This is a genomic window from Leptospira tipperaryensis, assembly GCF_001729245.1.
In the GTDB taxonomy this organism is placed as follows: Bacteria; Spirochaetota; Leptospiria; order Leptospirales; family Leptospiraceae; genus Leptospira; species Leptospira tipperaryensis.
The window spans coordinates 579,379-603,461 of the sequence record NZ_CP015217.1; the positions used below are offsets into that span (position 1 = coordinate 579,379).

General features: G+C 41.2%; 21 protein-coding genes. 15 read left to right on the plus strand and 6 right to left on the minus strand.

What is annotated here, in order from left to right:
- Window positions 1-182: 182 nt before the first annotated feature.
- From A0128_RS02850 to A0128_RS22005, 6 genes are all read left to right on the plus strand, one after another.
- On the plus strand, window positions 183-1,607 hold the full coding sequence (locus A0128_RS02850; protein WP_069609069.1) for a sugar phosphate nucleotidyltransferase: 1,425 nt from the start codon (window positions 183-185) through the stop codon (window positions 1,605-1,607).
- Between the two features lie 41 nt (window positions 1,608-1,648).
- The gene (locus tag A0128_RS02855; RefSeq protein WP_069606142.1) at window positions 1,649-2,686 is read left to right on the plus strand and encodes an NAD-dependent epimerase/dehydratase family protein; all 1,038 of its coding nucleotides are present in this window, start codon (window positions 1,649-1,651) and stop codon (window positions 2,684-2,686) included.
- Window positions 2,683-3,387 (plus strand): glycosyltransferase family 2 protein, encoded by a 705-nt coding sequence (locus A0128_RS02860; RefSeq protein WP_069606143.1) that lies wholly within the window; start codon window positions 2,683-2,685, stop codon window positions 3,385-3,387. Before A0128_RS02855 ends, A0128_RS02860 begins: the two co-directional genes overlap by 4 nt.
- Before the next feature lie 3 nt (window positions 3,388-3,390).
- A complete protein-coding gene (locus A0128_RS02865) occupies window positions 3,391-4,587 on the plus strand; it encodes an AZOBR_p60025 family cell surface glycopolymer formation protein (protein ID WP_069606144.1) in 1,197 nt (398 codons plus the stop codon).
- Window positions 4,588-4,726: 139 nt separating this feature from the next.
- Entirely contained in the window at window positions 4,727-5,482 is a 756-nt protein-coding gene (locus A0128_RS02870) for a tetratricopeptide repeat protein (protein ID WP_069606145.1), read from the plus strand.
- Between the two features lie 143 nt (window positions 5,483-5,625).
- On the plus strand, window positions 5,626-5,802 hold the full coding sequence (locus A0128_RS22005) for a hypothetical protein (RefSeq protein WP_156781756.1): 177 nt from the start codon (window positions 5,626-5,628) through the stop codon (window positions 5,800-5,802).
- 104 nt (window positions 5,803-5,906) lie between these two features.
- On the opposite strand, the gene A0128_RS02875 is transcribed toward A0128_RS22005, so the two are convergent.
- Window positions 5,907-8,909: a DUF2339 domain-containing protein gene (locus A0128_RS02875; protein ID WP_069606146.1), complete on the minus strand. Its 3,003-nt coding sequence runs from the start codon at window positions 8,907-8,909 to the stop codon at window positions 5,907-5,909.
- A gap of 223 nt (window positions 8,910-9,132) precedes the next feature.
- Between A0128_RS02875 and A0128_RS02880 the strand changes: the two genes are divergently transcribed.
- The 3 genes from A0128_RS02880 (at window position 9,133) to A0128_RS02890 (ending at window position 12,420) form a co-directional block, all read left to right on the plus strand.
- Window positions 9,133-10,809: an acyl-CoA dehydrogenase family protein gene (locus A0128_RS02880; RefSeq protein ID WP_069606147.1), complete on the plus strand. Its 1,677-nt coding sequence runs from the start codon at window positions 9,133-9,135 to the stop codon at window positions 10,807-10,809.
- Between the two features lie 694 nt (window positions 10,810-11,503).
- On the plus strand, window positions 11,504-11,761 hold the full coding sequence (locus A0128_RS02885; protein ID WP_069606148.1) for a hypothetical protein: 258 nt from the start codon (window positions 11,504-11,506) through the stop codon (window positions 11,759-11,761).
- 218 nt (window positions 11,762-11,979) lie between these two features.
- Window positions 11,980-12,420, plus strand: coding sequence for a proline and serine-rich protein 1 family protein (locus tag A0128_RS02890; protein WP_069606149.1), 441 nt, complete (start codon window positions 11,980-11,982; stop codon window positions 12,418-12,420).
- 1,136 nt (window positions 12,421-13,556) lie between these two features.
- Here A0128_RS02890 and A0128_RS02905 read toward each other — a convergent pair.
- The 3 genes from A0128_RS02905 to A0128_RS02915 form a co-directional block, all read right to left on the minus strand.
- A complete protein-coding gene (locus tag A0128_RS02905; RefSeq protein WP_069606151.1) occupies window positions 13,557-14,705 on the minus strand; it encodes an adenylate/guanylate cyclase domain-containing protein in 1,149 nt (382 codons plus the stop codon).
- A 97-nt stretch (window positions 14,706-14,802) separates the two neighbouring features.
- Window positions 14,803-15,111, minus strand: a complete 309-nt coding sequence (locus tag A0128_RS02910; RefSeq protein ID WP_083244038.1) for a 7(1) septoil knot domain-containing protein — start codon at window positions 15,109-15,111, stop codon at window positions 14,803-14,805.
- A gap of 67 nt (window positions 15,112-15,178) precedes the next feature.
- On the minus strand, window positions 15,179-15,493 hold the full coding sequence (locus A0128_RS02915) for a 7(1) septoil knot domain-containing protein (RefSeq protein ID WP_156781896.1): 315 nt from the start codon (window positions 15,491-15,493) through the stop codon (window positions 15,179-15,181).
- A 94-nt stretch (window positions 15,494-15,587) separates the two neighbouring features.
- Here A0128_RS02915 and A0128_RS02920 point away from each other — a divergent pair, with 94 nt between their 5' ends.
- Both A0128_RS02920 and A0128_RS02925 read left to right on the plus strand, forming a co-directional pair.
- On the plus strand, window positions 15,588-15,989 hold the full coding sequence (locus tag A0128_RS02920; protein ID WP_069606153.1) for a YvaD family protein: 402 nt from the start codon (window positions 15,588-15,590) through the stop codon (window positions 15,987-15,989).
- Between the two features lie 143 nt (window positions 15,990-16,132).
- Window positions 16,133-17,692: an SDR family NAD(P)-dependent oxidoreductase gene (locus A0128_RS02925; RefSeq protein WP_069606154.1), complete on the plus strand. Its 1,560-nt coding sequence runs from the start codon at window positions 16,133-16,135 to the stop codon at window positions 17,690-17,692.
- A gap of 374 nt (window positions 17,693-18,066) precedes the next feature.
- On the opposite strand, the gene A0128_RS02930 is transcribed toward A0128_RS02925, so the two are convergent.
- Window positions 18,067-19,368 (minus strand): UvrD-helicase domain-containing protein, encoded by a 1,302-nt coding sequence (locus A0128_RS02930; protein WP_069606155.1) that lies wholly within the window; start codon window positions 19,366-19,368, stop codon window positions 18,067-18,069.
- Window positions 19,369-19,889: 521 nt separating this feature from the next.
- On the opposite strand from A0128_RS02930, the gene A0128_RS02940 reads away from it, so the two are divergent.
- The 3 genes from A0128_RS02940 (at window position 19,890) to A0128_RS02950 (ending at window position 22,014) form a co-directional block, all read left to right on the plus strand.
- The gene (locus A0128_RS02940; RefSeq protein ID WP_069606157.1) at window positions 19,890-20,222 is read left to right on the plus strand and encodes a hypothetical protein; all 333 of its coding nucleotides are present in this window, start codon (window positions 19,890-19,892) and stop codon (window positions 20,220-20,222) included.
- 96 nt (window positions 20,223-20,318) lie between these two features.
- On the plus strand, window positions 20,319-20,963 hold the full coding sequence (locus A0128_RS02945; protein ID WP_069606158.1) for a DedA family protein: 645 nt from the start codon (window positions 20,319-20,321) through the stop codon (window positions 20,961-20,963).
- A 43-nt stretch (window positions 20,964-21,006) separates the two neighbouring features.
- The gene (locus tag A0128_RS02950; protein WP_069606159.1) at window positions 21,007-22,014 is read left to right on the plus strand and encodes a hypothetical protein; all 1,008 of its coding nucleotides are present in this window, start codon (window positions 21,007-21,009) and stop codon (window positions 22,012-22,014) included.
- A gap of 80 nt (window positions 22,015-22,094) precedes the next feature.
- Here A0128_RS02950 and A0128_RS02955 read toward each other — a convergent pair whose 3' ends face one another.
- Entirely contained in the window at window positions 22,095-23,240 is a 1,146-nt protein-coding gene (locus A0128_RS02955) for a DUF1577 domain-containing protein (protein ID WP_069606160.1), read from the minus strand.
- 483 nt (window positions 23,241-23,723) lie between these two features.
- Here A0128_RS02955 and A0128_RS02960 point away from each other — a divergent pair, with 483 nt between their 5' ends.
- Window positions 23,724-24,065 (plus strand): hypothetical protein, encoded by a 342-nt coding sequence (locus tag A0128_RS02960; protein WP_156781757.1) that lies wholly within the window; start codon window positions 23,724-23,726, stop codon window positions 24,063-24,065.
- The last annotated feature ends 18 nt before the right edge of the window (window positions 24,066-24,083 follow it).

Here is a 24,083-nt window from a genome sequence, read left to right on the forward strand (position 1 = left end):
AAGAGCCGTCGGAGTTACGACAAAGATTTTCCGGAAATCGATTTGCTTTCCTTTCGAAATTCTTATCCTTTCTTTAAGTCCAATTCTTTCGCCCCATTCTCGAGAATCTCCCCTCCAAATCCTTTTTGACACCGCAAGCCTGTAAAAATAGCCTATCTCAAGTGGAAAAGATTGAAGTTGGCGTGATCGCGGCGGCGGGTAAGGGAACCAGGGCTTATCCTAGGACATCCTACATTCCTAAGCCCTTATTTGAATTTCAGGGAAAGAGCATCCTGGAAAGAAACGTGGAACTCATGCAAACCACTTTCCGGGTCAAAAAGATTTATGTCCTCGTCGGCCATCTCAAAGAAATGGTCGTCTCTGAAATCGAAAAGATCCAGAAGAATCATCGAAACGTAGAAATCATTCCTTCTCCTTGGACGACCAAGGGACTCGCGAGCGATATCGCAAGTTTAGAATCTCAAATCCATTCTCCTTTTATCACGATCTTGGGAGATGAGTTTTACTTTCATCCCGATCATAAGAAATTCTTAAATACGCTTCAAAAACATCCGAAGCTCATCGCCTCCATCGGGGTTCAACAGACTTCTCTTCTTTCTCGAATTCGTAAAAACTATTCCGTGGAACTCAAAGGTGATCGGATTCTGGAACTCGTAGAAAAACCTTCCGATCCTCCGAACGATCTCCTCGGTCTCGGAAGTTATCTCTTTACTCCCGCTTTTTTTGAATACTTTAAAAAAACTCCTCCTTCTCCTAAGAGCGGCGTCATCGAAATCACGGACGTCATCGACTTCATGGCGAAGGACAGCGGAAAGGTTTACGCAACCGAATTGGACGTGGAATACTTTAATATCAATTCCATGCAGGACTATCATCACGCCGTCTATGAAATCCGGAACGAAGAATTCGCCCGTTTTAAAACGACATTGATCATTCCCACAAAAAACAACGAACGTTCCATCGCGGACGTCATCGTGGATTTTAGAAAAAAAGTGGATGAGATTCTTGTAGTCGACGCGGGATCTACGGATAAAACATTAGAAATCGCTAAAAAAGAAAAAGCTAAAATTCTTCACTGCGACGCGGAAGGCGCCTCCGACGTTTTCGGAAAACAGATTCAAAAAGGAATTCATTCCGCGTCCGGAGATATTACGATCATCGTAACCCCCGACGGTTCTTATCGTTCCAAGGATTATCCTAAGTTATTGGAATATCTGAAAGATTCGGACATGGTCATCGGCACTCGTACGACTCGTCAGATGATCGAGCAGGGTTCCAATCTTTTACCCGGAGTTCGTGTCGTAAATCTGATTCTCGGAAAACTCATAGAAGTTTTTTGGTGGGGAATGGAACCGCGTTTTACGGACGCGATGTGCTCTTACTTCGCGATCTGGAAGGATTCTTATTTTAAGATTGAAGAACGTCTGGAAATGAAAGATCAGAGAATCATTCCTGAACTCATGATGGAAACAGTAAGATCATATATGCGTTGTATCGAAATTCCGATTTCTTATTATCGCCCGATCGAATCGATCAAAAAAAAGATAGCGCAGGAATTCCTCTCTATCGTTAGGCTTATGATCCGAAAAAAGTGGTTTAGCAATTAATTTAGAATTTTGTAATTATTGAATATAGAAAAGGGATATTTATGGCAAAGAAAGTTTTAGTAACCGGCGGATGCGGATTTTTAGGTTCTCACGTTTGTGAATTATTTCGTAAACAAGGCTGGGACGTGATCAGCTACGATAGTATGACCAAATACGAATTGAAAAGAACCGGTTACGGCACCGAAGCCACGAGAGAATACAACTGGAACTATCTACAAGCGCTCGGAGTTACGATGGTAAAAGGGGATATTCGAAATCTCGAACACCTCCTGGACCGAACCACCGGTTGCGATTTTATCGTTCATACCGCGGCTCAACCCGCGATGACGATCTCTTGGGAAGATCCCGAATTAGATATGACGACTAACGTTGTAGGAACTTTTAACGTTCTCGAAGTCGCACGTAAAAGAAATATTCCCGTAGTCAATACGAGTTCGATCCACGTCTATGGAAACTCGATCAACGATTCTCTCAAAGAAGGAGCGACTTCTTACGAAAGAACTCCCGTTGCAATCGGTGAAGATCAGCCGGTGATGGTGGGGGAAATTTCTCCTCTTCACGCTTCTAAGATGAGCGCCGAACACTACGTAAGAACTTACGTGGACATGTATAAAGTAAAAGCAGCGTCTTTTCGTTTTACCGGAATTTACGGTGAACGCCAGTTTGGCGGAGAAGATCACGGCTGGGTTGCGAATTTTGCGATTCGTTCCGTCTTTGGTTGGCCCTTGAGAATTTTTGGAACCGGAAAACAAGCTCGCGACATTCTCTATGCTGCGGATGGGGCTGAAAGTTATCTTCGTTGGTTTGAAAATCCTACTCCGGGAGTTTTTAACATCGGAGGCGGACCGGATCATAAAATTTCTTTATTAGAATGTATTCATCTGATCGGAGATATCCTGGGTAAAAAACAAGAGATCCAATTCGACGTGGAAAGACCCGGCGACATGCGTTACTTTATCTGTGATATCACAAACGCAAAAAAATTCGGATTCAATCCAAAGTTCAAACCGAAAGAAGGTGTGGAAAGATTGATTCGCTGGATCGAAGAAGATAAGTCCGTATTCGAAGTTAAAAAATGAAAAACCTCGTCGTAATTCCGGCATACAATGAGGAAGAAACCATCCGAGAAGTCGTGGAGCGCGCTCTCGCTTATTCGGATGTTCTCGTCGTAGACGACGCTTCGAAAGATAAAACTCCCGAGATTCTAAAAGAATTAATCAAGAAGAATCCTAAAAAGTTATTCACCATTCGTCATGAAAAGAACACTCATATTCCGGGTGGAATTCAGGACGGAATGAAGTTCGCCGTTGAAAAAAAATACGACTCCGTGGTCACTATGGACGCGGGTCTTTCCCACGACCCGGATAAACTTCCGGAATTCATTCAAGCGGACGCGGACCTTGTGATTGGAAGCCGCGTAACCTCGGACGGGGTTCCACTTTACAGAAAACTAATATCCTTTATCGCCGCGAAGGTGATGAACTATTGTATTTCCCCCGGGTTTTTCGATCTTTTTGGATATCGTTTGAAAGACTGCACTTCCGGTTATAGAAAGTATTCCAAAAGAGCCTTCACTTGGATCGCAGAATCCAAGTTGGAATCCATAGCATTTGATTTTCACATGGAAGCTCTTTCCATCGTTGCAAAAAATCGAGGAACGATTTCCGAGATCGGAATTCACTACGTCTTCTCCAATTCTTCCTTCAATCGAAGAGTATTGAAACAAGCGATTCGATTCGCATTAAAACTTCTCAGAAGAAAACTAGGACTGGCTGGTTAGAATATGAAATTGGAAACCTGGCTCCAAAAACTGGATTCTCCCTTAAAGGGACTTTTCATTCTTACTTTTCTCTACGGACTCGTGACGTTCGCGCTCTGGTCCCGTTACGAATGGAATCCTTCTTCGATGGTCAACTTCGGAGAAGAGTTTATCAAGAAGAATGAAGCGGAATCTCCGAGTGGAGTTGTGGCTTTCAAAGGAAAAGAAGGCGACCTAGGCGCCGGTTACGACGGACAAATCTTTTACTATTATTCCAGATCGATTTCCAATTTGAGTTTCGAATGGCCGATAGGTTTCGACGCAACTTACAGAGCCCCGAGAATCGGTTATCCTCTGCTTCTTTCCGTCTGGGGAATTTTTGGAAAGTGGGGAAACATCGCGGGAATGTATATTCTCAGTCTTTCTCTTCTTTATCTTTCTTATTTAGCGTTACGCGTCCTTTTAAAAGAAAAATCACACTGGGCGATTCTTTATCTGATTTCCCCTTTTACTTTAGCTAGTTATTCGGTTCTTGTGAGCGATACGATCATGGTTTCTTTGATCGTCCTTGCGATTTATTTTTATCAAAAGGAAAGTTATATTCCTTTTTACATTCTTTCCGGTCTCGCCTTGGTGACTAAAGAACCCGCGTTATTCTATCTTTTCTCCTTGGGACTTGCGGCATTATCTAAAAAAGACATTAAGAAAATGTTAATCGTCGGCTCAACTTTGCTCGTTCCCGTTCTCTGGCAAGTGTATCTGAAATATACTCTGCCGAATTGGACTCCGACTCGGCTCGCCGTGTTTATGATTCCTTTTGAGGGAATTTTTAAATATCTTTTGGAGTTGGCGGGAAGTTTTACGAGCGGAGGGGGATTGAAACAGATCGTTCGGTCTTTTTCCAAATTTCCTCTCGTCCTCCAGTTTCTGACGATGTTTTTGATCCCTCTCACCGGATCTTGGAAGAAGGGGACCTTCTACAAGGTTGGATTTTCTTTGGTGGTGTTGATGATCGCGATCGCGAACCACTATCACTTCTGGTCCGAGTATATCAATACGATTCGTCTTTTTACTTTCGCGATTCCATTCTATCTTTTTATCAAAGCCGAAGACGAGAAGATTCTAGATCGACCGTTCTTGATTCTTTTCTTTATCAACTTGGTTTTGATCCTTGCCAGGCTGACGGTTCTCTACAAGGTCCAGGACTACGTAATCCGATAATTCTTTTTCACGTTAAGAATTCCTTTTTGACAAAGAATTCTCAGGGTGAAAATTGAGGTCCTAAATTCTAACAGATTGAAAGACCTGAGCTCGTTCGGGCCGGGTCGAAAATGAATTCAATTTTGTTAAAGGGACATCTATGGTAAGATTTCGAATCATCGCAGTATTCATTTTACTTTTTTCTCTCTCCGAAACGATTTTCGCACAAACTCCTTCCAACAAAGACGCGATCAAAAAGAAAGATCAGTGCGCCGAATTCTACAATCAAAGACAATTCGAAAAAGCTCTAGAAGCATGTGATAGAGCGATAGAATTGAACCCGAAGGACGGGAATGCTTATGATCTCAGAGGTTGGATCAAAGTAAATCTCTACAAATACGAAGACGCAATCGTCGACTTTAACGCCGCGATCCAACTGGATGCAAAGAATGCACAAGCGATCTTTAACCGCGGTTATACGTATTATTATATGAACGAATACAAAAAGGCTTTAGAGGATATCAACGAATCGATTCGCCTCAATCCCGAGTTTAATCGTTCTTATCTGATGAGAGGAAAGATCGGAAACGAATTGCAGGCCTACGAAGAAGCCATCCAGGATTTGAATCGTTGTATCGAAGTGGATCCGAATTGGGTGGAAGCATTGGTAGAACGCGGGATCGTGTATATCAAGACGAGTAAATTAGGAGAAGCTTATCAAGATTTTGATAAAGTAGTCCAGCTCGATCCGAAGAACGCGAGGGCCTTTTACAATAGAGGGATCATTCTTGTTTCGGTGGAGAATCCGGAATTTAAGAAGAATGGATGTTATGATCTCTATCAAGCTCACAACCTCGGTCATGAGAAAGCGATCAAAGCTCTGGACCATTTTTGTTCCGAGTTTAAAAAGAAATGATTTCAATAAGAATTTAGTTTTTCAGAAAGGGCTTCCCTTTCTCCGATTCTAAGATGGTCGAACAATCCGGAGTTGATCAAAGGTTTTAATTTTACGGAATACATGCCTTTCGAATTGGAGAACAACGTGGAGAACACCAATTTTTGGCCGCCATGTTGTTGTTAGGCGCGATGTACGAACTCATATACGAATACAAAAACGGGCAGGTAATTCTTGCGTCTTCGATTATATCCACCATTCCCTTGTTGAGTTCGGAAGAACACAATATCGAGTTTGAACACACGATGTTGATCTTAAAATCGATCCGACTGACTCAGTAATCTTTTACCTTTTTTAAAAAGGGAACTTTAGTCGCTCATTGAATGAAATAGAGAAATGATCGGCATTTCGCCCGAACGCGGTCGAAGTCCGCGTCCGGGAATATTTACGCCTTAACCGTCTTAGTACGAAAAATTCTGTAAGTCAAAAAGACCAAGATCAGAATTCCTAAAAAGAAAAAAGCTCGGATGATCCAAGTCGAAACCGGAGGTTCTCCGATCGAATATCCGAAATTCTCATTTTCTTTTTCCTCTTTGATAAAAACTTCTTTTTGAAGGGAAGTTTCCGTAAACGTCTTTGCAAAGTCGAACTCGGGTGGCTGAGCGTACGGATTTCCGTAATAGATTCTGATCGTTTGGGAAGTAAGATTTTCTTCTTCCTCGATTTCCAAAGGGAATACGATTTCTTCTTGAAGAATAAAAATTTCCACACGTTCGACCGTTAAGGAAGGATCGTCTCCGTCGAAGATTTCAAATTTCAGTTCCGAGGCGATCGGATCGGTGAAGATGAAATTTGCTTCGGAAGGAATATTCGGTTTTTTTAAAATAATATTCTCGGTTAGAAGGCTGAATTCTTTGGAGTTGTCCTTGAAAAATACTTTTACGTTTCGATTGTATTTTTCCTCTTTTAAGTGAAGGACGACCCTGTGAATCGGAACTTTCATCGGATTTTTATAATAGAACACTGTGGATCTCGTATCCGGGTTGAAACCGAATTCTAAATCGGATCTTTCTAAATCTTTTTTAAACTCAACTCTTTCCAGTATCGGTTTGTAAATCGCTTTTGGAAATGTAAAGTTGGCTTCCGAATCCGTTTCAATACGAACGTAAGTTATCTCTTCGTCGGATTCGAATTGAATCTGATTGGAGGCTTCTCCTCCTTGATAACTGTAAATAGTAAAACTCGATTCGGTTCCTCGGTCTTCCGGATTCTTTCCTAAATAAATCGTTCCTCTTACTTCGTATTCCGGAGGTCCAAGTGCGAGAATCGTAGTGTAGTGAGTTTTCGCCGGAGCCTTCGGAAGTTTTAATACGTAGACGTTGCCTGTTTCATTCTTAACTTTAAAAAGAAGTTTTGCAACGGATTCTCCGCCTTCGCTGGATGCTTCGATCGTATTCCGAGTGATAAAGGGAATCGTTTTGCCGTTTTGAACAATCCTTCTGTCGTTGACTCCGGAATGTCTGACGATGTCTTCGTCTAACTTTATCTTTCCGTAGAAACCTGCTTCTTCGTCTTTTTGTTTTTCTATCTTCGGTATTTGAATGTCTTTATAATATTTATAACCCTTTGTGTTGATCGATTCTGCGGAGAGCGGCGTAAGCGAAGAAGAAACGCCGATGGCAAAAAGAATCAGCGTCAAACCCGTAAAAGTTTTTGCGATAGAGAGTTTTTCCTTAAATTTCTGATAAAAAAGGCTCACTAAAAAGAATCCGACTCCGAGCGTAAAACCCGCGATGATTCTTACGATGATGCTCATCGTCCAAATATCATAAAAATATAATTTTGCAACCAGGACGGACGCGACCGCGATTCCGACGATCCGGAAGGATTTGAAAGAATATCGAAATCCTACAAAAAGAAAGACCGACGCGTAGAACGCGAGAACATAAGAAAAACCTAAATTTCTATAGTGTTCGTCGTGAACCGCGTAGTGAACGTCGATTATAGTTCCCCAAATTAAAGTGATAATTCCCATATAAATGAATCCTCTTTCGAACCAAAAAACGGTTTCGCTTTTTCGAATTTGATACGTTGCAAAAAGAAATAAAGAAGCAAGGACATAGAGCGCGAATCTTTCGTTGAGAAGAAAGATTCTATCTAAGTCTTCCATCTGATTTAGAAAGTAGAGTTTGAACAAGGCTACGAACCAGATTCCGATCGAAATAAACTGAAAGGATGTCTTCTTCAAACTTACTCCCAAGATCGAGACAATACCCGCGAGCATGATCCAGGAAAATGTCAGCCAACTTCCTTCGGAGAAGTCGGTCAAAGAGGCGAATGTAAATCCTAAAAGAAGACAAAGATTGATCGTCTCGAAATTGTCCCGGGCACGTGCCGATAAGAGGTCTGATTTTTTTCCGTAACGATCGATCATGATCGCAAATAGAAGTGCGCCAAAAAGAAAAAAATGAGCCGTTAGATTCGGATAAAATTTATTCAATTGATTGTATCCGCTATAACCGAAGAAGAGGGCGTTGGTCACCTGGAAAAATAACATCAAGATAGAATTTAGATTTGGAAAGACACTTCCCGATTCTTCCATCCGATCGAGCAACCGGGGAAAGAAGAAAAAATTCCCATAGAGAAAAAGGAAAAACGAAAAATTGATAAATAAAAACGGAATTGTGAAACCGCTTTGGTAAATGTTTTCCGCGGACCAGAAGGTATAAAGAGTGAAGTTTGCGATCAACAGCACAAAGGAGGAAATGATCCAGGGCGACTTTCTAGAAATTAACAAATGCAGAATATTCAAAAAGAGTAAATATCCAAAGAGGAATTGATAGGAATTCTCACCTTGAGAGATTAAAACGGGAGACAATACGGATCCGATCAATCCGAAAATGTAAAGAATTTCTTTACGGATCCAATAGGCCAGTCCGGAAGAAAAGACGCTCAGAAAAGTAAGATAGATAAACGTTTCCGAAAGAGTAAAAAGATCGTAGTAGTGATACGCGCCGAACAGACTCAGATAGACGATCGAAAATCCGGTTCCCAAAACCGATTCGGGTAAAATTCTATATCCCTTGACGTTGAGTCTGAGCCCCGTGAAGGCGATTCCGAATCCGATCGACATACCGATCAAGATTCTTCCCGACTCGTTGACCCAGCGGTTATCAAAAGCGTATTTGATAAACCAGATCGTCGCAAGAAGAATGGAAAACAATCCTGCTTTTCCTAATAGATTGCCTCCTAAAAAAAGTTCCCATTCGGGGCTCCTCTTTTTCTCAACCGGCTTTTCTATCTTTGTTTCGGAAGAAGTTTTTTGAAGGGGAGGCTGAATCGTTTCCCCTTCGGTCGGATTGGAGGAATACGTCGCGATTTCTTTTTTGAGAGAAACGACTTCTTCTTCGAGTTGATCTAAACGTTTTTTTATTTTCTCGATATCCAAGTAATACCTTCCATCCGAAGCATTCCGATAATTTCGCTAATTCCTCCGATGGAAAGCAAAATAACAATTTCTCTACTGTCTTTCTGACATAATGAAGTTTCGACTTTGATCTTAAAGTCCTCTTCGGTTCTTGAGATTGTTCCTCAAAAAGCAAATGACAGGGGGAGAAGTTGTGATTTTCTAGTTATCAGATTCGAATTTTTTACATCAGGATTAAAAACCCATGAGCGCAACCAAGACCGCCGTTGATCAAGCGACCGCGAAAAAAACTCTTTCCATCTCCGCAGGTGTGATTGAGGACGTTACGAAAGCCCTTGCTGCACGTTGCAGCGTAAACGGAAAAGTTTCCGTTGAGAAGATGGACGCAAATCAGCTCGTCCAGTATCAAATCGCATGGCTCACAGCCGAACAAAAGATTGCAGAGAAGTTTGTTGATTACGCATGGGATTCTTCCCTTGGAACCGGAGATCTCGAACAAGAGATGGCGGTCGTCTTTGCGGCTGAAACCGTAAATCACATTCGTTCCGAAATCAGTTCTCGTCCTTCCGAATACGGAATTAAATCTTCCGATTTAGTTTCCAGAATTTTTAACGATGAAATCAATAAGTTTCTCGAAGACGCTATGGCGATCGAGAACTACAATGAGATCGCGGATAAGATCGTTTCCAAAGGTCACTTTGGAGCCTACGGTCTTGACGACGATCACGAGATGTTCCGCGAAACGTTTAAGAAGTTTGCGGAAGACGTTGTGATGCCTCATGCAGAACACGTTCATAGACACGACGATATCATTCCCGAAGATATCATCGGCGGACTCAAGGATATGGGATGTTTCGGTCTTTGTATTCCCGAATCCTACGGTGGAATTCAACCGAACGATAGGCCGGACAATCTTTCCATGCTCGTTGTTACCGAAGAACTTTCCAGAGGCGGTTTAGGAATCGCAGGTTCTTTGATCACTCGTCCCGAGATCATGTCCAAGGCTCTCCTCAAGGGTGGAACGCAGGCTCAAAAAGACAAGTGGCTTCCTCTTCTTGCAACCGGAGAAAAAATGGCGGGCATTATGGTAACGGAACCGAACTACGGTTCCGACGTTGCCGGTGTTTCCGTTACCGCAAAGCCGTCTAACGGTGGTTGGGTGATCAACGGTGTTAAGACTTGGTGTACTTTTGCAGGTTATGCAAATCTCCTTCTCATTCTTTGTAGAACCGAATCGGATCCTTCTTTGAAACACAAAGGACTTTCCATTCTTCTCGCGGAAAAACCGAGTTTTCCTGGACACGAATTTACATATACCCAACCGGAAGGCGGGAAGATCGAAGGAAAAGCGATCGGAACAATCGGTTATCGTGGTATGCATTCCTTTGAAGTTTCCTTTGATAATTACTTTGTTCCCGCAGAGAACCTGTTAGGCGGAGAAGAAGGTAGAGGAAAAGGATTCTATTTCCAGATGGAAGGTTTCGCGGGTGGAAGAATTCAGACCGCGGCTCGCGCTCACGGTGTGATGCAAGCCGCTTTGGAAGCCGCGCTTCGTTACGCTCAAGAAAGAGCCGTTTTTCAAAAACCGATTTTCGAATACAATCTTACCAAATACAAGATTGCGAGAATGGCAGTGATTCTTCAGGCTTCTCGTCAGTATTCGAATCACGTTGCAAAACTTCTGGATGATCACAAAGGACAGATGGAAGCGACTCTGATTAAATTCTACGCTTCTAAGGTTGCAGAATGGGTTACCAGAGAAGCGATGCAGATTCACGGCGGAATGGGATACGCAGAAGAATATGCGGTTTCCCGTTACTTCGTGGATGCGCGCGTGTTCTCGATCTTTGAAGGCGCCGAAGAAGTAATGGCTCTGAGAGTAATTGCAAAATCTCTTATGGACCAATACGCGGCCGGTTGATTTGAAAAGATAAAATCGAGAAAGTCCATTCAAAAAATAGAATGGACTTTGAGGATAAAAAGGCGGAGTGATCCGCCTTTTTTGTTTTAGAATCTTGAGAATTTTGAGAAGGGCTCCCTTAATTGTGGAAGAGGCCAGAAATTTTCTATGGCTCGCCTTCGATGATCGCGGTAAGGTTTGAATTTTTTGCAAGATTTGATTTTGTCGTAGTTCCTACAAAATCGGATTGCAAGAATTTAACTTGAAAGAAAGTGATTTTTCTGATAGAGAAGAGCCTCCCGCTTTTTCCCACGAGCCCACCACCTCCACCCTAACTCGGGTGGGGGCTGCCTTTTTTTACGGAGGGAGTTCGTTGACGAATTTTCTTCCTCTGTAGAAGTCATTGGATCTGAAATCGATTTTGATTTAATCTCAAGAATTTTGATTCAAGTCCATTTTTAAGTAACAGCCTTCTCCTCTTTTTAGATTTGGAAAGCGAAAGGATCACTTTTCGATTTCTAAGAACCGTTGCCCTTCGGAAATCCTTTTTGCTCCTTTTTTGAACTTCAAGTTATCTTTTGATAAATGTATTTCCAACGAAATCGTTTTGAAAGTTATAGCATGAATTCTTTTTAGTGAGTATTATTTACGAAAACTTGTGGATTTTTCAATTTTGATTCTTATATGTGGTTAAAAATTTTTAGAGAAGGTGGGTATGAAATTTATTTTTACCATTAGTATATTATTAATATCTAATTCAATATTTCCTGTAGATATTGTAAACAAGGATAAGGTTTCTTACAGGGTTATTTATGACGACGCGGGGACACAACATAATGAGATCATCAATCCCGGTAAAAAGTTGAGTAGTATTTGCGGGGAATGTACGGTTCGTATTTCCGGCTTGGGGAGTTTTCAGGCGGCAGGAAGTGATAAAATCGTAATCCAAAATGGAGAAGTGAAAGTCGAGTAGCTCGATTCGGTCGCTGAGAAAAGCTTTGTAGATAACACTTCTTATCATTCGTTATCCGTTGTTGAGTAGGAAAATGGATTGAGAATAAAAAAATTGCTCGGCGCAAATCGTCGACGTTACGTCTGAATTAACATTTATAACCTCAAGTTTTTGACTTCGCACTTTTAGAATCGAGAAATCGAGTTCGTTGGAGATTCTTGAGAAGAAAGGAGAAAGATATGTTTGCATTTAAGAATTTAGCGATTGCTACTTTTGTATTTTTTAATTTTTCGATTTTTGCTACCGGACACGGTTTGTTTACGAACATTAAAAGCAGAGTCGAAAAGGAAGGTTTTAGTGATCGTAAGTTAGCGATTTTAAAATCCGAAGCGTCAAGAACGACTTTTACTGCGGATCAGGTTGCGGAATTGATGGACCTTTTTAGTTTTTCTGCGGATAAAATGAAAGCTCTAACCTCGCTTCGGAATCGAATCGAAGATCCTGAAAACGCATATGTGATCGTGGAGCGTTTCTCCTATGATGTGGATAAGAAGAATGCCGCAAGTCTATTGGATGGGATCGAATCTGCTCTTCCTAAACCGCCTCGTATGAGCAAACGTACGGTTTGTTGGGGGGACGGTCCGGGTCGCTATTGTTACACGGAATACATTGAACAATAAAAAGTCCCGGTTCATTCACGAAAGAATCGTATGCATAAGAGATTGGTCCATAGATGCGCGATTCTTTCCTTTCGTTTGATACAATGAGAAGCTTCTTTGCAAGTATATCCCAGGTCTCAAGCTTTAAGATTCGGGGGATATTCTTCATGGTCTTGGGTGGAGAGAAAACCGATAGAGACTTTCCTTTATCATGAAATTCTAATTCTACAAGCGTAAGTTTTTCTTTTCTTTTGTAAGAACTCGGACGAAATGCTTTTCTGTGAAGATTCTCATTTTAGTGCCTTCGTTCGCTTTGAGGACAAAAATCTCTGTTTCGGTAGAGAGAGTGAAGTAGGAATACCGACCGAGGATTTTTCGCGCACAGATTGTATGATTCTTTCCGGAGAAATTCCAGCTCTTTCATTTCGTCGCAATTACAACAAAAAATAATCCATTGATTTTCGTTCTTTTACTTGTTAGAGAAACCGGTTTCGATAATATGAATGATCGATTTAGATTTTGTTGTTATCATGAACATTATACCCGATAAATTAACAATCAAGAGAAAAAGAAACAAAGTCGTCTATTCTTACGATCGCTTTCAATACATATCTTTATTCAGAATTTTTATCTCTTTGTTTTTTATTCTGACAATTCTTTCGGACTTAATTGATTTTAAAATTTCTGAAAATCCGATTTGGCTGATCCCCGCTTTGTTTATTCCGGGATATATACTTTATACTTCGATTCACTATTCATTCAATTCTACGAATATTTTAATCAATGTCCGATATGTTATCATCTATTCTTCCCCGATCCCTACGAAATGGAAAAAATGATTCGTAAGAAAGATCTCAAAAACATATTTACCAAATCGATTCTTGTATCTTCTTCGGATAGTTCTTCCGAATATAATACCTATTCCGTTTGTTTTGTAATTAGGTGACGGAAAAGAAATTGTAATTCTGGATAAGATCGACGATTTTGTTCACGCGAAAACGATCGAAAGACTCTTAGATGAAGAATTGAAGACAAACTCAGACCGCGTTTCCGGCGCGATCTAATTATTTCGTGAAGACTTTTAATAAAGAGTGAATACCTCAAAAAGTGAGAGCCCGGATGTTTGGCCGAGATCGGTTTCGCGGATTTACGAACTCTCACTCCTTCGGTGAAAAGATATTTCTTTCTCCCGTAATTCCTTTTAAACTTCTTGCTCCCAGAAATTCAAACTGATCCTTCCCGATTTTTTCGGCAAAGATTTCCGTTGTTAAAATGCTCTTTCCAAAATCCTTGCAAAGAGATTCTACTCGAAACGCTTGATTGACCGCATTTCCGATCACGGTAAAATCCAAACGATCTTTGGCTCCTACGTTTCCGTAGACTACGTCACCCACGTTTAAGGCCATTCCCAAATAAATCGGAGTATCCGGATTCTCCTCATTCCATTGTTTCACGGAGCTTTTAATTTTTATCGCCGCATTGAGCGCAGACAAACAGGCTTGATGAGGATCTTCTTTAGCGGGAAAAATTGCAAGGATAGCGTCTCCTATGAATTTTAGAATCTCGCCTTTCTCTTCTTGAATCGGTTGCGCGGTCAACTCAAAGTAGTGATCCAAAATTTCTACGATTCTTTTTGGAGGATTGTTTTCACTCAATGAAGAGAAGTCTCTCAGGTCTGCGCAAAGAATCGCGGCATAGATGGATTCTCCAGTTCCTCTTCTGAATTCTCCGGATAAAACTCTTTTGGATGCGTTTGGTCCGAGATAGACTTCTAAGAGTTCGTTCACCGCAAATTTTCTGGATTCTAAATCCAAACGTAAGGACAATACGCTCAAGATGGATCGGAAGGATTCTATATGCTCTTCGGTAAATCCTTCCGGCGCGTGAGTCGTCCAAGAAACGACACTTCCCACATTGAGGCTAAAGGTGGCGGGGAATATGCAGTAATCGGTAGCGCCTTTTTCTTTTAAGTCGACACAGATCGGATACGAAAGATCGGCTTCCGGTCCCACTAATTTACAACGTATGAATTCTTTTTTCCCTTCTCGGATCAGGTAAATCGGACTATCGATGTATTGCGGATCGCTCAGAGCGCCGTGAGGAATTAAGAGCATCTGAGTTTCCTCTTCCTTTGTCCAGATGATGGATCTTACCATTACTTCCGGGTGCATGGTCGGGATGCTCGTAAAAAATCTAGAAACCGGAATTCCCAAATGGATGAGTCTTTGATTGAGTTCCTCCAATAATTCTTTTGTTTCTAAGTTTCTGGATTCCGCGCCGGATAACCAATTGATGATTTCTTTCATTCTAATCTCTTTTTCTATTTCTATTTACGATTTTTGTTTTAGACCGTTCTCTTTGACCTTTGGATCCACAAATAAGCGAACGAACGCAAGGTTACGCTTATCTTTCTCCCGGCGCTGAAGTTACGTATTCGATTTTTATATCCGGAAACGAATCTGTCATCTTCCATTCTCCGCAAGAATCCGCAAACGAATCCACGATCTTTACTTTTATGTCCGGAAAATGATCTACGACTTGGACTCGTATATCCGGAAAGTTTTTGACTATTTTGATTTTACCGTAAATAGGTTTGCCTTGGAACGTACAAACTCGATCGATCTTATTTGCGTCGATGGACGTTCCGATAAGATGGAAACTGATAAGAATTGCAGAGGATAGAATTTTAGAAAGTGAAAGGAAATATTTCATGAAATTCGATTTACAGAGAAATTGCTCGCTCTGTAAATCGAAATCGGATTCTTAAAAACTTAGGCTTTTAATTTTCTCCGGGAAAGCTAGTTACATACTGAATTTTTATATCCGGAAAGCTGGTCACGATCTGAACCTTCGTGTCGGGAAACGAATTTACGATTTCCCATTTTCCGCAAGAATCAGGAAACGAGGTTACCTTCTGCACTTTTAGATCCGGAAAGGAAGTGACTTCCTGTACTTTTACGTCCGGAAAACTCGTTACGATTTGAATCTTTCCGTAAAGTTTTTTCCCGTTAAAGGTACAACCGGATTGAACGTTGCCGGCGTAGATAAAACCGGCTCCTATCGTCAGACAAATCAGAAAAGCTAACATCAACATTTTCTTTGTCATTTGGATACTCCTATTGTTTCAGAATCAAATCCTGGAAATTTATTATTGAAACTATTTTTTTAGAATTAGAATCAAAATAGCAATGAACAACTTACTCCCCGGTCTTTTTCTTTTTACGGATATCGCCTTTATTCTCTACTGGATGATTACTGGTTTTCACTGGATTCCGGAATCCTATCTCTTCAAAGACTATCACAATCCGATTCTTATGGATTGGAATTGGTCCTTTTTGCCTTTGGATCTATTCGTTTCGATCACCGGGTTTTATAGTCTTTATCTCCGAAAACGAAATCGTTCCGAGTGGGAGAGGGTCGCGTTGATTTCCCTCGTTCTTACGAGTTGTTCCGGATTGCAGGCGGTCGCTTTTTGGGGTTTTCGAATGGACTTTGATCCTTCTTGGTGGATTCCCAATCTCTATCTTTTGTTGTATCCGATTTACTTTATCCATCGACTTGCTTTCGCGTCTTCTTCCATCAAAGAGTAAAAAAGAATTTTAGAAGAATTCTTAAAAAGAAGGAATCACTTTTTCTCTTGAAATTGAGTTGCTCAATCGACTGTTTTTTTCGGTATAGTTGAAAAGAGGACAGGAAGAATCCGGATTCCTTTTTTTAATCAACGCCATCATTTATGAACGAATCCAAAGACAACTCGAATACAAATCCAAGCTCGGAAGAGATACAACGTTGTATTCGTCTTTTGGAAACACTTGCTGAAAAACCGGAACTCCTCACTTCGATTCCCGAAGAAGAAAGAATCGCATTGATGATTGTCTCCGGGAAAATTTCCCGTCCCGATCGAAATGAAATTCGGATTCGAAACAAGACCATCAAACGTTCCAGAAGAAAGGAAACCGTAACCCAAGAAAAAAAAGCAAGGGCGCTTACCGGAATTCGAGTCGCGAGAACTGCGACCGTCTTCAAGGCGCCTCTACAAATCGCGGATCAGACCGATATCTGGAAGAGCAAGGACGCTCCGGAACTCACGTCTCCTCGGAACTGTTACGTCTGTAAAAAGGAATATACAAAACTTCATTTCTTTTACGATTCCATGTGTTTGGAATGCGGAGATCTGAATTACAAAAAGAGATTTCAGATCGCTTCTCTTCACGGTCAGGTCGCGTTGATTACGGGTTCTCGATTGAAGATCGGATATCATTCCACTCTGATGCTTTTGAGAGCGGGAGCAAAAGTAATCGCAACAACTCGTTTCCCAGTGGATGCGGCTCTTCGTTTTTCCAAGGAATCCGATTTCAAAGATTGGTCGGATCGACTCCAGATTTTCGGCTTGGATCTGAGGCACACCCCGAGCGTCGAACTTTTCGCAAGTTATATAGAAGAAACCGTCGATCGACTTGATATTCTAATCAACAACGCGGCGCAGACCGTAAGAAGACCTCCGGGTTTTTACGCGCATCTCATACAAGCGGAACAGATGAATTTTCAGGATTTACCTTCGGATGCGCGCGATCTTCTGAAATTACACCAAGACTGCAAAGAGCGTCTAACGTCATTCGGAGGCCCGAATCTTGCCAATGAAACCGCGCTTCCCGTGAGCTGGAACGGAAAAATTCCAGGAGTAGGAATTCGTTCTTCCGCTCAACTTTCTCAGATTCCGTATTCTCACGATAATTCTTTCGAACTGGAAACCGTTTTTCCGGAAGGACAGATGGACGCGGATTTACAACAGGTCGATCTCAGAAAGACAAACAGTTGGAGACTGAGGTTGGGTGAGATTCAGACTTCGGAAATGCTCGAGGTCCAACTCGTAAACGCGGTGGCGCCTTTTGTCCTCTGCAATCGTCTGGTTTCGATTATGCGAAGAGACAACACCGGTCAAAAACATATCGTGAACGTTTCCGCGATGGAAGGAAAGTTTCATCGTTTTAAAAAAGAGGACAGACATCCCCACACGAATATGGCGAAGGCCGCGCTCAATATGTTGACTCACACTTCGGCGAGCGACTTTGCAAAAGACGGGATTTATATGAACGCCGTCGATACCGGTTGGGTTACGGATGAAGATCCGGTCGAACTTTCGCAGAGAAAACAAGACCTTCACGATTTTCAACCTCCGCTCGATATCGTGGACGGAGCCGCGAGAGTCTGTGATCCGTTCTTTGACGGAATTCTAACGGGAAAACACTGGTGCGGAAAATTTTTAAAGGACTATTTTCCGATCGATTGGTGATTCTTTTTATGATAAATGCAAATTTTAGAATATTCTAAAATAGTATTTCCCACCCACTTCCATTCCTTTTAGAAGGCGGCCCTTTTTTTGATCGAATTCATTTTTGGACCCGTCCGAATACCCGTCGAACGCCAATAGAAGCGAGACGCTGAGTTTCACAAAGATGTAGGAACTCCAATAAGAATCTGATCAGTGACCTATTGGAAGTTCGTCAACCGTTAAAGGGACGTAATCTGTGGGAACTCCTTCGTTTTTAATCGGAGGAACTATTTTTCGAAAAGCGAAAGATCGCGAATTGTAAGACTCTTGTAGGAACTCTTACAAAATTTCGATCATAAGATTCCGAAACGAGTTCCATTTTCGAAAAAAATAGATCATTGTAAATCTTCCGGATCGATCGTTTTCAGTTTTTTAAAATAACGAAAGAATTCGTTTTCAATCGTTTCTCTTCGAGAATTCTTAGCGGCGCCTAATATAAAAAGGCGATCTTCCGCTCTTGAAAGTCCGACATAGAGAATTCTTCTTTCCTCTTCGATCGTTTCTAATGGAGAATCGGGTCTCGCATTCCAGCCGTCGGAAAGATCCACGAAGACGGTATGAAATTCTAATCCTTTGCTCGCGTGAATGGTCATGAGATATTCTTCGGGAATTCCGGCTCGGACATATTCTCCGATTCTAAAATTAGAACGGCATAGGATTTTTACGTTTTGATTGGAAGAAGGAATCGCCCGGATCAGATAGGGAACAAGGTCTGCTGTTTCTTCCATCAAAATCTTTCCTACGGATCCTTTTCCATTTCGAAAAGGAAGGACTTCCTTCTCGATACGATTTTGATTCCTCTGAATCGGAATGTCCGAAGTCCGTATAATTTCCGGAAGAGAGCGATAGTTCGTGCTTAAAAAATGAAGAGCGGCTCCCGAAAAGAATTCTTTGAACCTTAAAAAAGGTTCTAACGTCGCTCCGCGGAACGAGTAGATACTTTGAGCGTCGTCGCCTACGACCGTAATCGAAGCGCTTTCCGATAAGGATTGTAAAAAAGCGAGTTGTTCCAAATCCGTATCTTGAAATTCATCGACTAAGATTTTTCGGATATTTTGTTTTGCGGGGAATGTCCATTCTTCGTTGAATTTTAGACCTTCCAAAAAAAGAGTTACCAGATCTTCAAAGTCCAAATATCCGTTTTTATTTTTATATTCTTTATAATGAAATTCTAATTCGTTTAACAATTCCGGAAAATTTTCTTTTATATAACTTATGTTTTCGGCCCAGAAGAGTTCGTAAGGAATCCCGCCTACGAGAAATCTTTTTTGTTTTAGGAATTGCCTGTAGAAAAGATTCTTTTCTTCGGGTGGAAGAATTTTCGGTTTTTGCGTTTTGAATTTCGGGTGCCATCGACTGAGGGCGTAGAGACAAAACGCGTGAAAGGTCTGAACTCGAATTTGGTCAGTTCCCGTTACTTTTCGAATTCTTTCTGAAATTTCTCCAGCCGCTTTTTTCGTAAAGGTTAGAACCAAAATGGATTCTTCCAGAAATAATTTATCCCTTAGGATTCTTTCTACGATTCCGACCATCGTGCTTGTTTTTCCCGAACCCGCCGCGGCCACGACCTGTACGAATCTGGCGTTTTCTTCGATGACCGTTTTCTGGGCCTGACTGTATTGAATTTTTGATTTCATTCTTTCCTCCCGTTTCTACGGTTCCGGCATGTGATCAGGGAAGAGTGAAAGTTTTCCTTTTTTGAAAAGAATGACTTCCTACATCAAAAACTTGGTCTAAAAAATTTCCTGAATTCTAACTTGAAGGCCCTCGAACCGCCAAATCCTCTCTTTTTGAATTCCCAAATGTGAGATTTGCATTTAAGGAAGTTTTCGATATTTTCTTCCTATCAGATAAGATGAATGGAAACGAAAGTAGCTTTGTAAAACAGGATTGAATTTGATGTTTTTCAACTTGTCTCAGAAGAAGAAAGGTTTGTCCTGAAAATCCAAACAAATGCGAAAAAGGCTGTACTTCTGCAAAAAGAAAATCAAAGTTAGGACGGATCGGTTCCCGGTTTTGATGGGAATGGAAACGTAGAATTTGTTTTGTACTTCGATAGCGTTTTGAAAAACGACTTCTCCGATGTGAATCGTATTCATCTCTAAAAGGTTGCAAATCTGATTCAAAAGATTCTCCAGAGAAAAGGACAAACAATAGAATGATGACTCAGAGCCCGATCCATATTCTTCCGAGAAAGAGAACGCGCTTTCGCGCGACAGTGGTCTCTATTCTCAGTCATAAAAATCCGGAACAATCCAGGATCTTATTGCAGGACATCTGTCTTTTGATTTCCGGAAAATCGATCATTCAATCCCAGCTATTTTATCTTTCTCGTAAATTCTCTTCTATGAATTTGAAATCCGGAGACGAGGTGGAATTCGACGCAAGGATCAAACCGGATCGAAAGGGACTTTCTTCCAATTCCATCCGTCTCAACTATCCAACAAAAATTTTTCGTTATAGTCCCGGAAAGGAAAGGCTTCTTTTTTAACCCTTTTACGCGTTTGACTTGTCTGCTTCTTCCGAAATTCTATCCTAAAATATTCAAACACAGTGAACCTGGCTCTTTTGGAGCAAGGGAGGAACCTTGGAAACCCTTAAGTTTTTTCTCGATTTCTTTTTGAACTTGGAAACGCATCTGGATACGATCATTCAAACGTATCAGAGCGGAACCTATGTCATTCTTTTCTTAATTATCTTCGCGGAGACCGGTCTCGTCGTGACTCCGTTTTTACCGGGAGATTCTCTTCTCTTCGCGGTTGGAGCTTTTATCGCAAGAGGATCCTTGGATCTGACGAGCACTCTCGTTCTTCTTGTTATCGCGGCTATTCTGGGCGATACAGTAAATTATTCCGTGGGGAATTTTACCGGTGAAAGGATATTAGAAAAAGAGAAAATTCCTTTAATCAAAAAAGAACATCTGCAGAAGGCCCACCGTTTTTACGAAATCTACGGAGGAAAGACGATTATCATCGCTCGATTCATTCCGATTATTAGAACTTTTGCACCTTTTGTAGCCGGAATCGGGACCATGACCTATGTTAAATTTGTTGCATATAATGTGATCGGTGCAATTCTTTGGATCTCAATTTTTATCCTGGGCGGTTACTTTTTCGGAAACTTGGATTTTGTGAAAAGAAACTTTAAAATCGTTATTTTCGCAATTATTATCATCTCGGTGATGCCTGCTTTCATCGAGTATCTAAAAGAAAGAAGAAAGGGTAGAATTTAGAATTTTTCGAATCAAAAAGACTCGCCCGGATTGTAGGTAATCAGTGAACTTAAAAGAAAGCTTTATTACTAAATTCGCGGCGAGCGTCGTGAAACCAAGATTTGAAATCTGGTTCGCGGTCATTCTCATTCCCGAAAACAAACAAGCGTTTTGGGTCCGTTATACGACTCTCAATCCCAAAGGTAAGTCCGGTCTTTATCCTTCCGCCGTGCTCTGGGCTTCTTTTTTTGACATTCAAAAACCTGAAAATCATCGCACTGCAGTTCAATCTTTTCCTTATCAAAAAATTTCGATCGAAGACGAATCGATAGAATTTCCGGGCGCGTCCGTCGGTCCGGATCACATGAAAGGGAAAATTCTAACCGGCAAGGGTGAAACACTCAGTTGGGATTTGGAATTCAAACACAAGCTGGAACCTTCCGGTCATCTTCCTCGTTGGTTGGATCGAACACCGATTCCAAAAACGAGAAGTATCGTGAGTTCTCCTTTTACCGAGGTCGCCGGGTCGATTCAGTTAAAGAATAAAAAATATACATTCAAAAAAGGGAATGGACATTTCAATCATATCTGGGGAACAAATCGAGTCGCGGAGTTATTCTGGACCTTTGTTCCTAAGTTTGACAAGGATCCTGAGAATTGGTCTTTGGAAATCGTTACGGTGCGTCCGCAACCTTTGGCGCCGACGTTGACGTTCGTAACTCTGTTAAAAGACGGGAAGCCGATCCATCAGCATTCGCTTCTTCGTTCTTTGAGAAGTAAGGTGAAGGTGAATTATCCTAAACTCAGCTTTCACACTCGTTTGGACGACTATGAGATTTTTGTGGAAGGGGAAATGGATCCGGTTCAAATCGGTTCTTATATTTACAGAGATCCGGACGGAAGCCGACGCTACATAGAACAGAGCGATATTGGAAGCGTTCGTTGTGTGATCTTACACGAGGGCAAGGAAAGAATTCTCACTTCCAAACACGGGGCCGGGGTTGAATTTCACGGATTAAAACCTTGGAGAATCGATCACAAATACTTGGATCCCTATCAAGATTTCATCTAACGTAGAAACGGAGCCTGGAAAAGAACGCAGTATTCAAATTAGAATTTTTTTGTACTGCGTTTTTGCGAAAACAATCCTTCTCAGAGTTGTCCTTTGCTGAGAAGGGCTATGTTTTTTTCATAACGAGCCCTTTCTCCGGGCAAATCCGATTTCGCGGTCAGTTCAATTCCTAAGATGAGATGATTGTTCTCGTCCTTTTTAAACCAACGAATCAATCCATGAACGGTAAACGGCGCCTGCATACGAAAGAAGATGTCGAATACAAAACTGTCCTGTTTCGGAAGGGTTTCGATCAGATGAGCTTGATCGATCTTTACCTTGATTCCACCCTGAGAAGCCTCAAGAATTTGAAAACGTTCTGCGGTTTTAATCGTATTGGATTCTTTGATTCTCTCCACCATATCTTGCGACAGATTTTTGAGTTCTTCCGCATATTGTTCCGTAAGATTTTGCTCTTTACTCTGAACACAAATATAACCGATCGGAATTTTTTCATCCGCGTGATTTACGTAAATGATCGGAACTATGAGTTCGGAAAGAATTTTCTGGTCCTTGAATTTTTTAAGACAGGAAGATAGATCGTCGTCCACGTCCTTCTCATAGCCGAGTCTTCCCGGAGTCGACTTCTTATAAGAATTCGGATCCTGGGTATTTTCGATCAAAAGATATTTCTGAGTCTTTTTTACGATTTCGTATTTTCGTTCCAAGCCGGGTTTGAACGTATCTATGTTGATGATGTCCTTGCTTCGTTGTTTGAGGCGATTCTTGTAATCCTCAAAGTTCACTTTTACGAGAGTCGGAACGTTAAACATGCTTGCTTCGATGATCGTTTTAGAGGAGATCACGTTTGTCACGTAGACTCCGCCGGGTTTCACAGGAAAACGTTGGTATTCTCTATTCTTCTTTGCGATCGCTAACTTTTCAACTTTGAGAGTGGCGTGCGACTTTTCGAGTTTTTGAACGAGTACACATTCCAATTGAATGTATTTGGCAAGAATCATAAAAAGGACAAAAGAATTTTCTCCGGAAGAATCTTCGGGATTGAGGAGTTGAACTACGATCTTATCCCCTCCCTCTAAAATTTTCTTTATGACCGCCTTCTGATCAAAAGGGTCTACCTTCAAAGTAAGTTCTTTATCAAAAAGATATTTAGAAATAACGTGATTTTTCTGCTCGATAGACGTTATGATGTCCATCTCTCGTTTGCCTTTTTGTAAATATTCCATACTCATTCGGTGTTATCTTTATGTGAGCGTTTGATTTCGGAGCGATTCAGTAAACGAAAAATCAATAGTGCAAATTATAAAATGATAATACTTCTTATAATGTCATTAAGAGACGGATTCTTTTTTTTCAAAGATACAGTTTCTCTTTTTTGAGTGAGAGGTGCCTTTTCTTTGGAAAGAAAAAGACTTAAAATTGTCATGAAATAATTTCCAAGGAAAATTTAGAAATTCAGGAGAGAGGTTTCGAGGTCTTAAAAAAGGCAAATATTGAATTCATGAAATTCAAACTCTTCTTCTTACCTTTTCAGACGTTTCCCTTCATGGAATCTTCTCCGATCGAAATTTTTTAGCGCAAAGCTTCGATCCGATTTCGAGAAAAAACTCCCCGGTATTGAGTAGTCCGTTCTCTCCTTGCTGAAAAAATGGGCAGAATTAGGGCGCGTGAGCGGTCTAAACTTCGGTAGAATGAATTTTTCTTTGTCTATGATTCTTAAATTAATTTCCATGGAACACAGAAAGGCAGGCGCGATCCTAAGCGTTTTTCTCATCCTTTATTGTTCGATCTTATTGATACCCATCATGGACTCGGGAAAAAACGCCTCGCCGATTTCCGCTTCGAGCGAAACTTCGGAAACGAAGGAAGGCGAGAAGGAAAAAACATCCGAGCTAAAGTTAGAAGATTTTAGTTCTTCCGATGATCTCCTCCTCCTCGGAGTTCCTTTAGAGACCGTTTCGTATTATGATTCCTCCGATTTTATTCTTCCTCAAATCTATTCTAAAATAGAAAATCCTCCTCCTGAAAAACTCTCCCTTTCTTCGATTTAATCTATTTCGAAATTAACC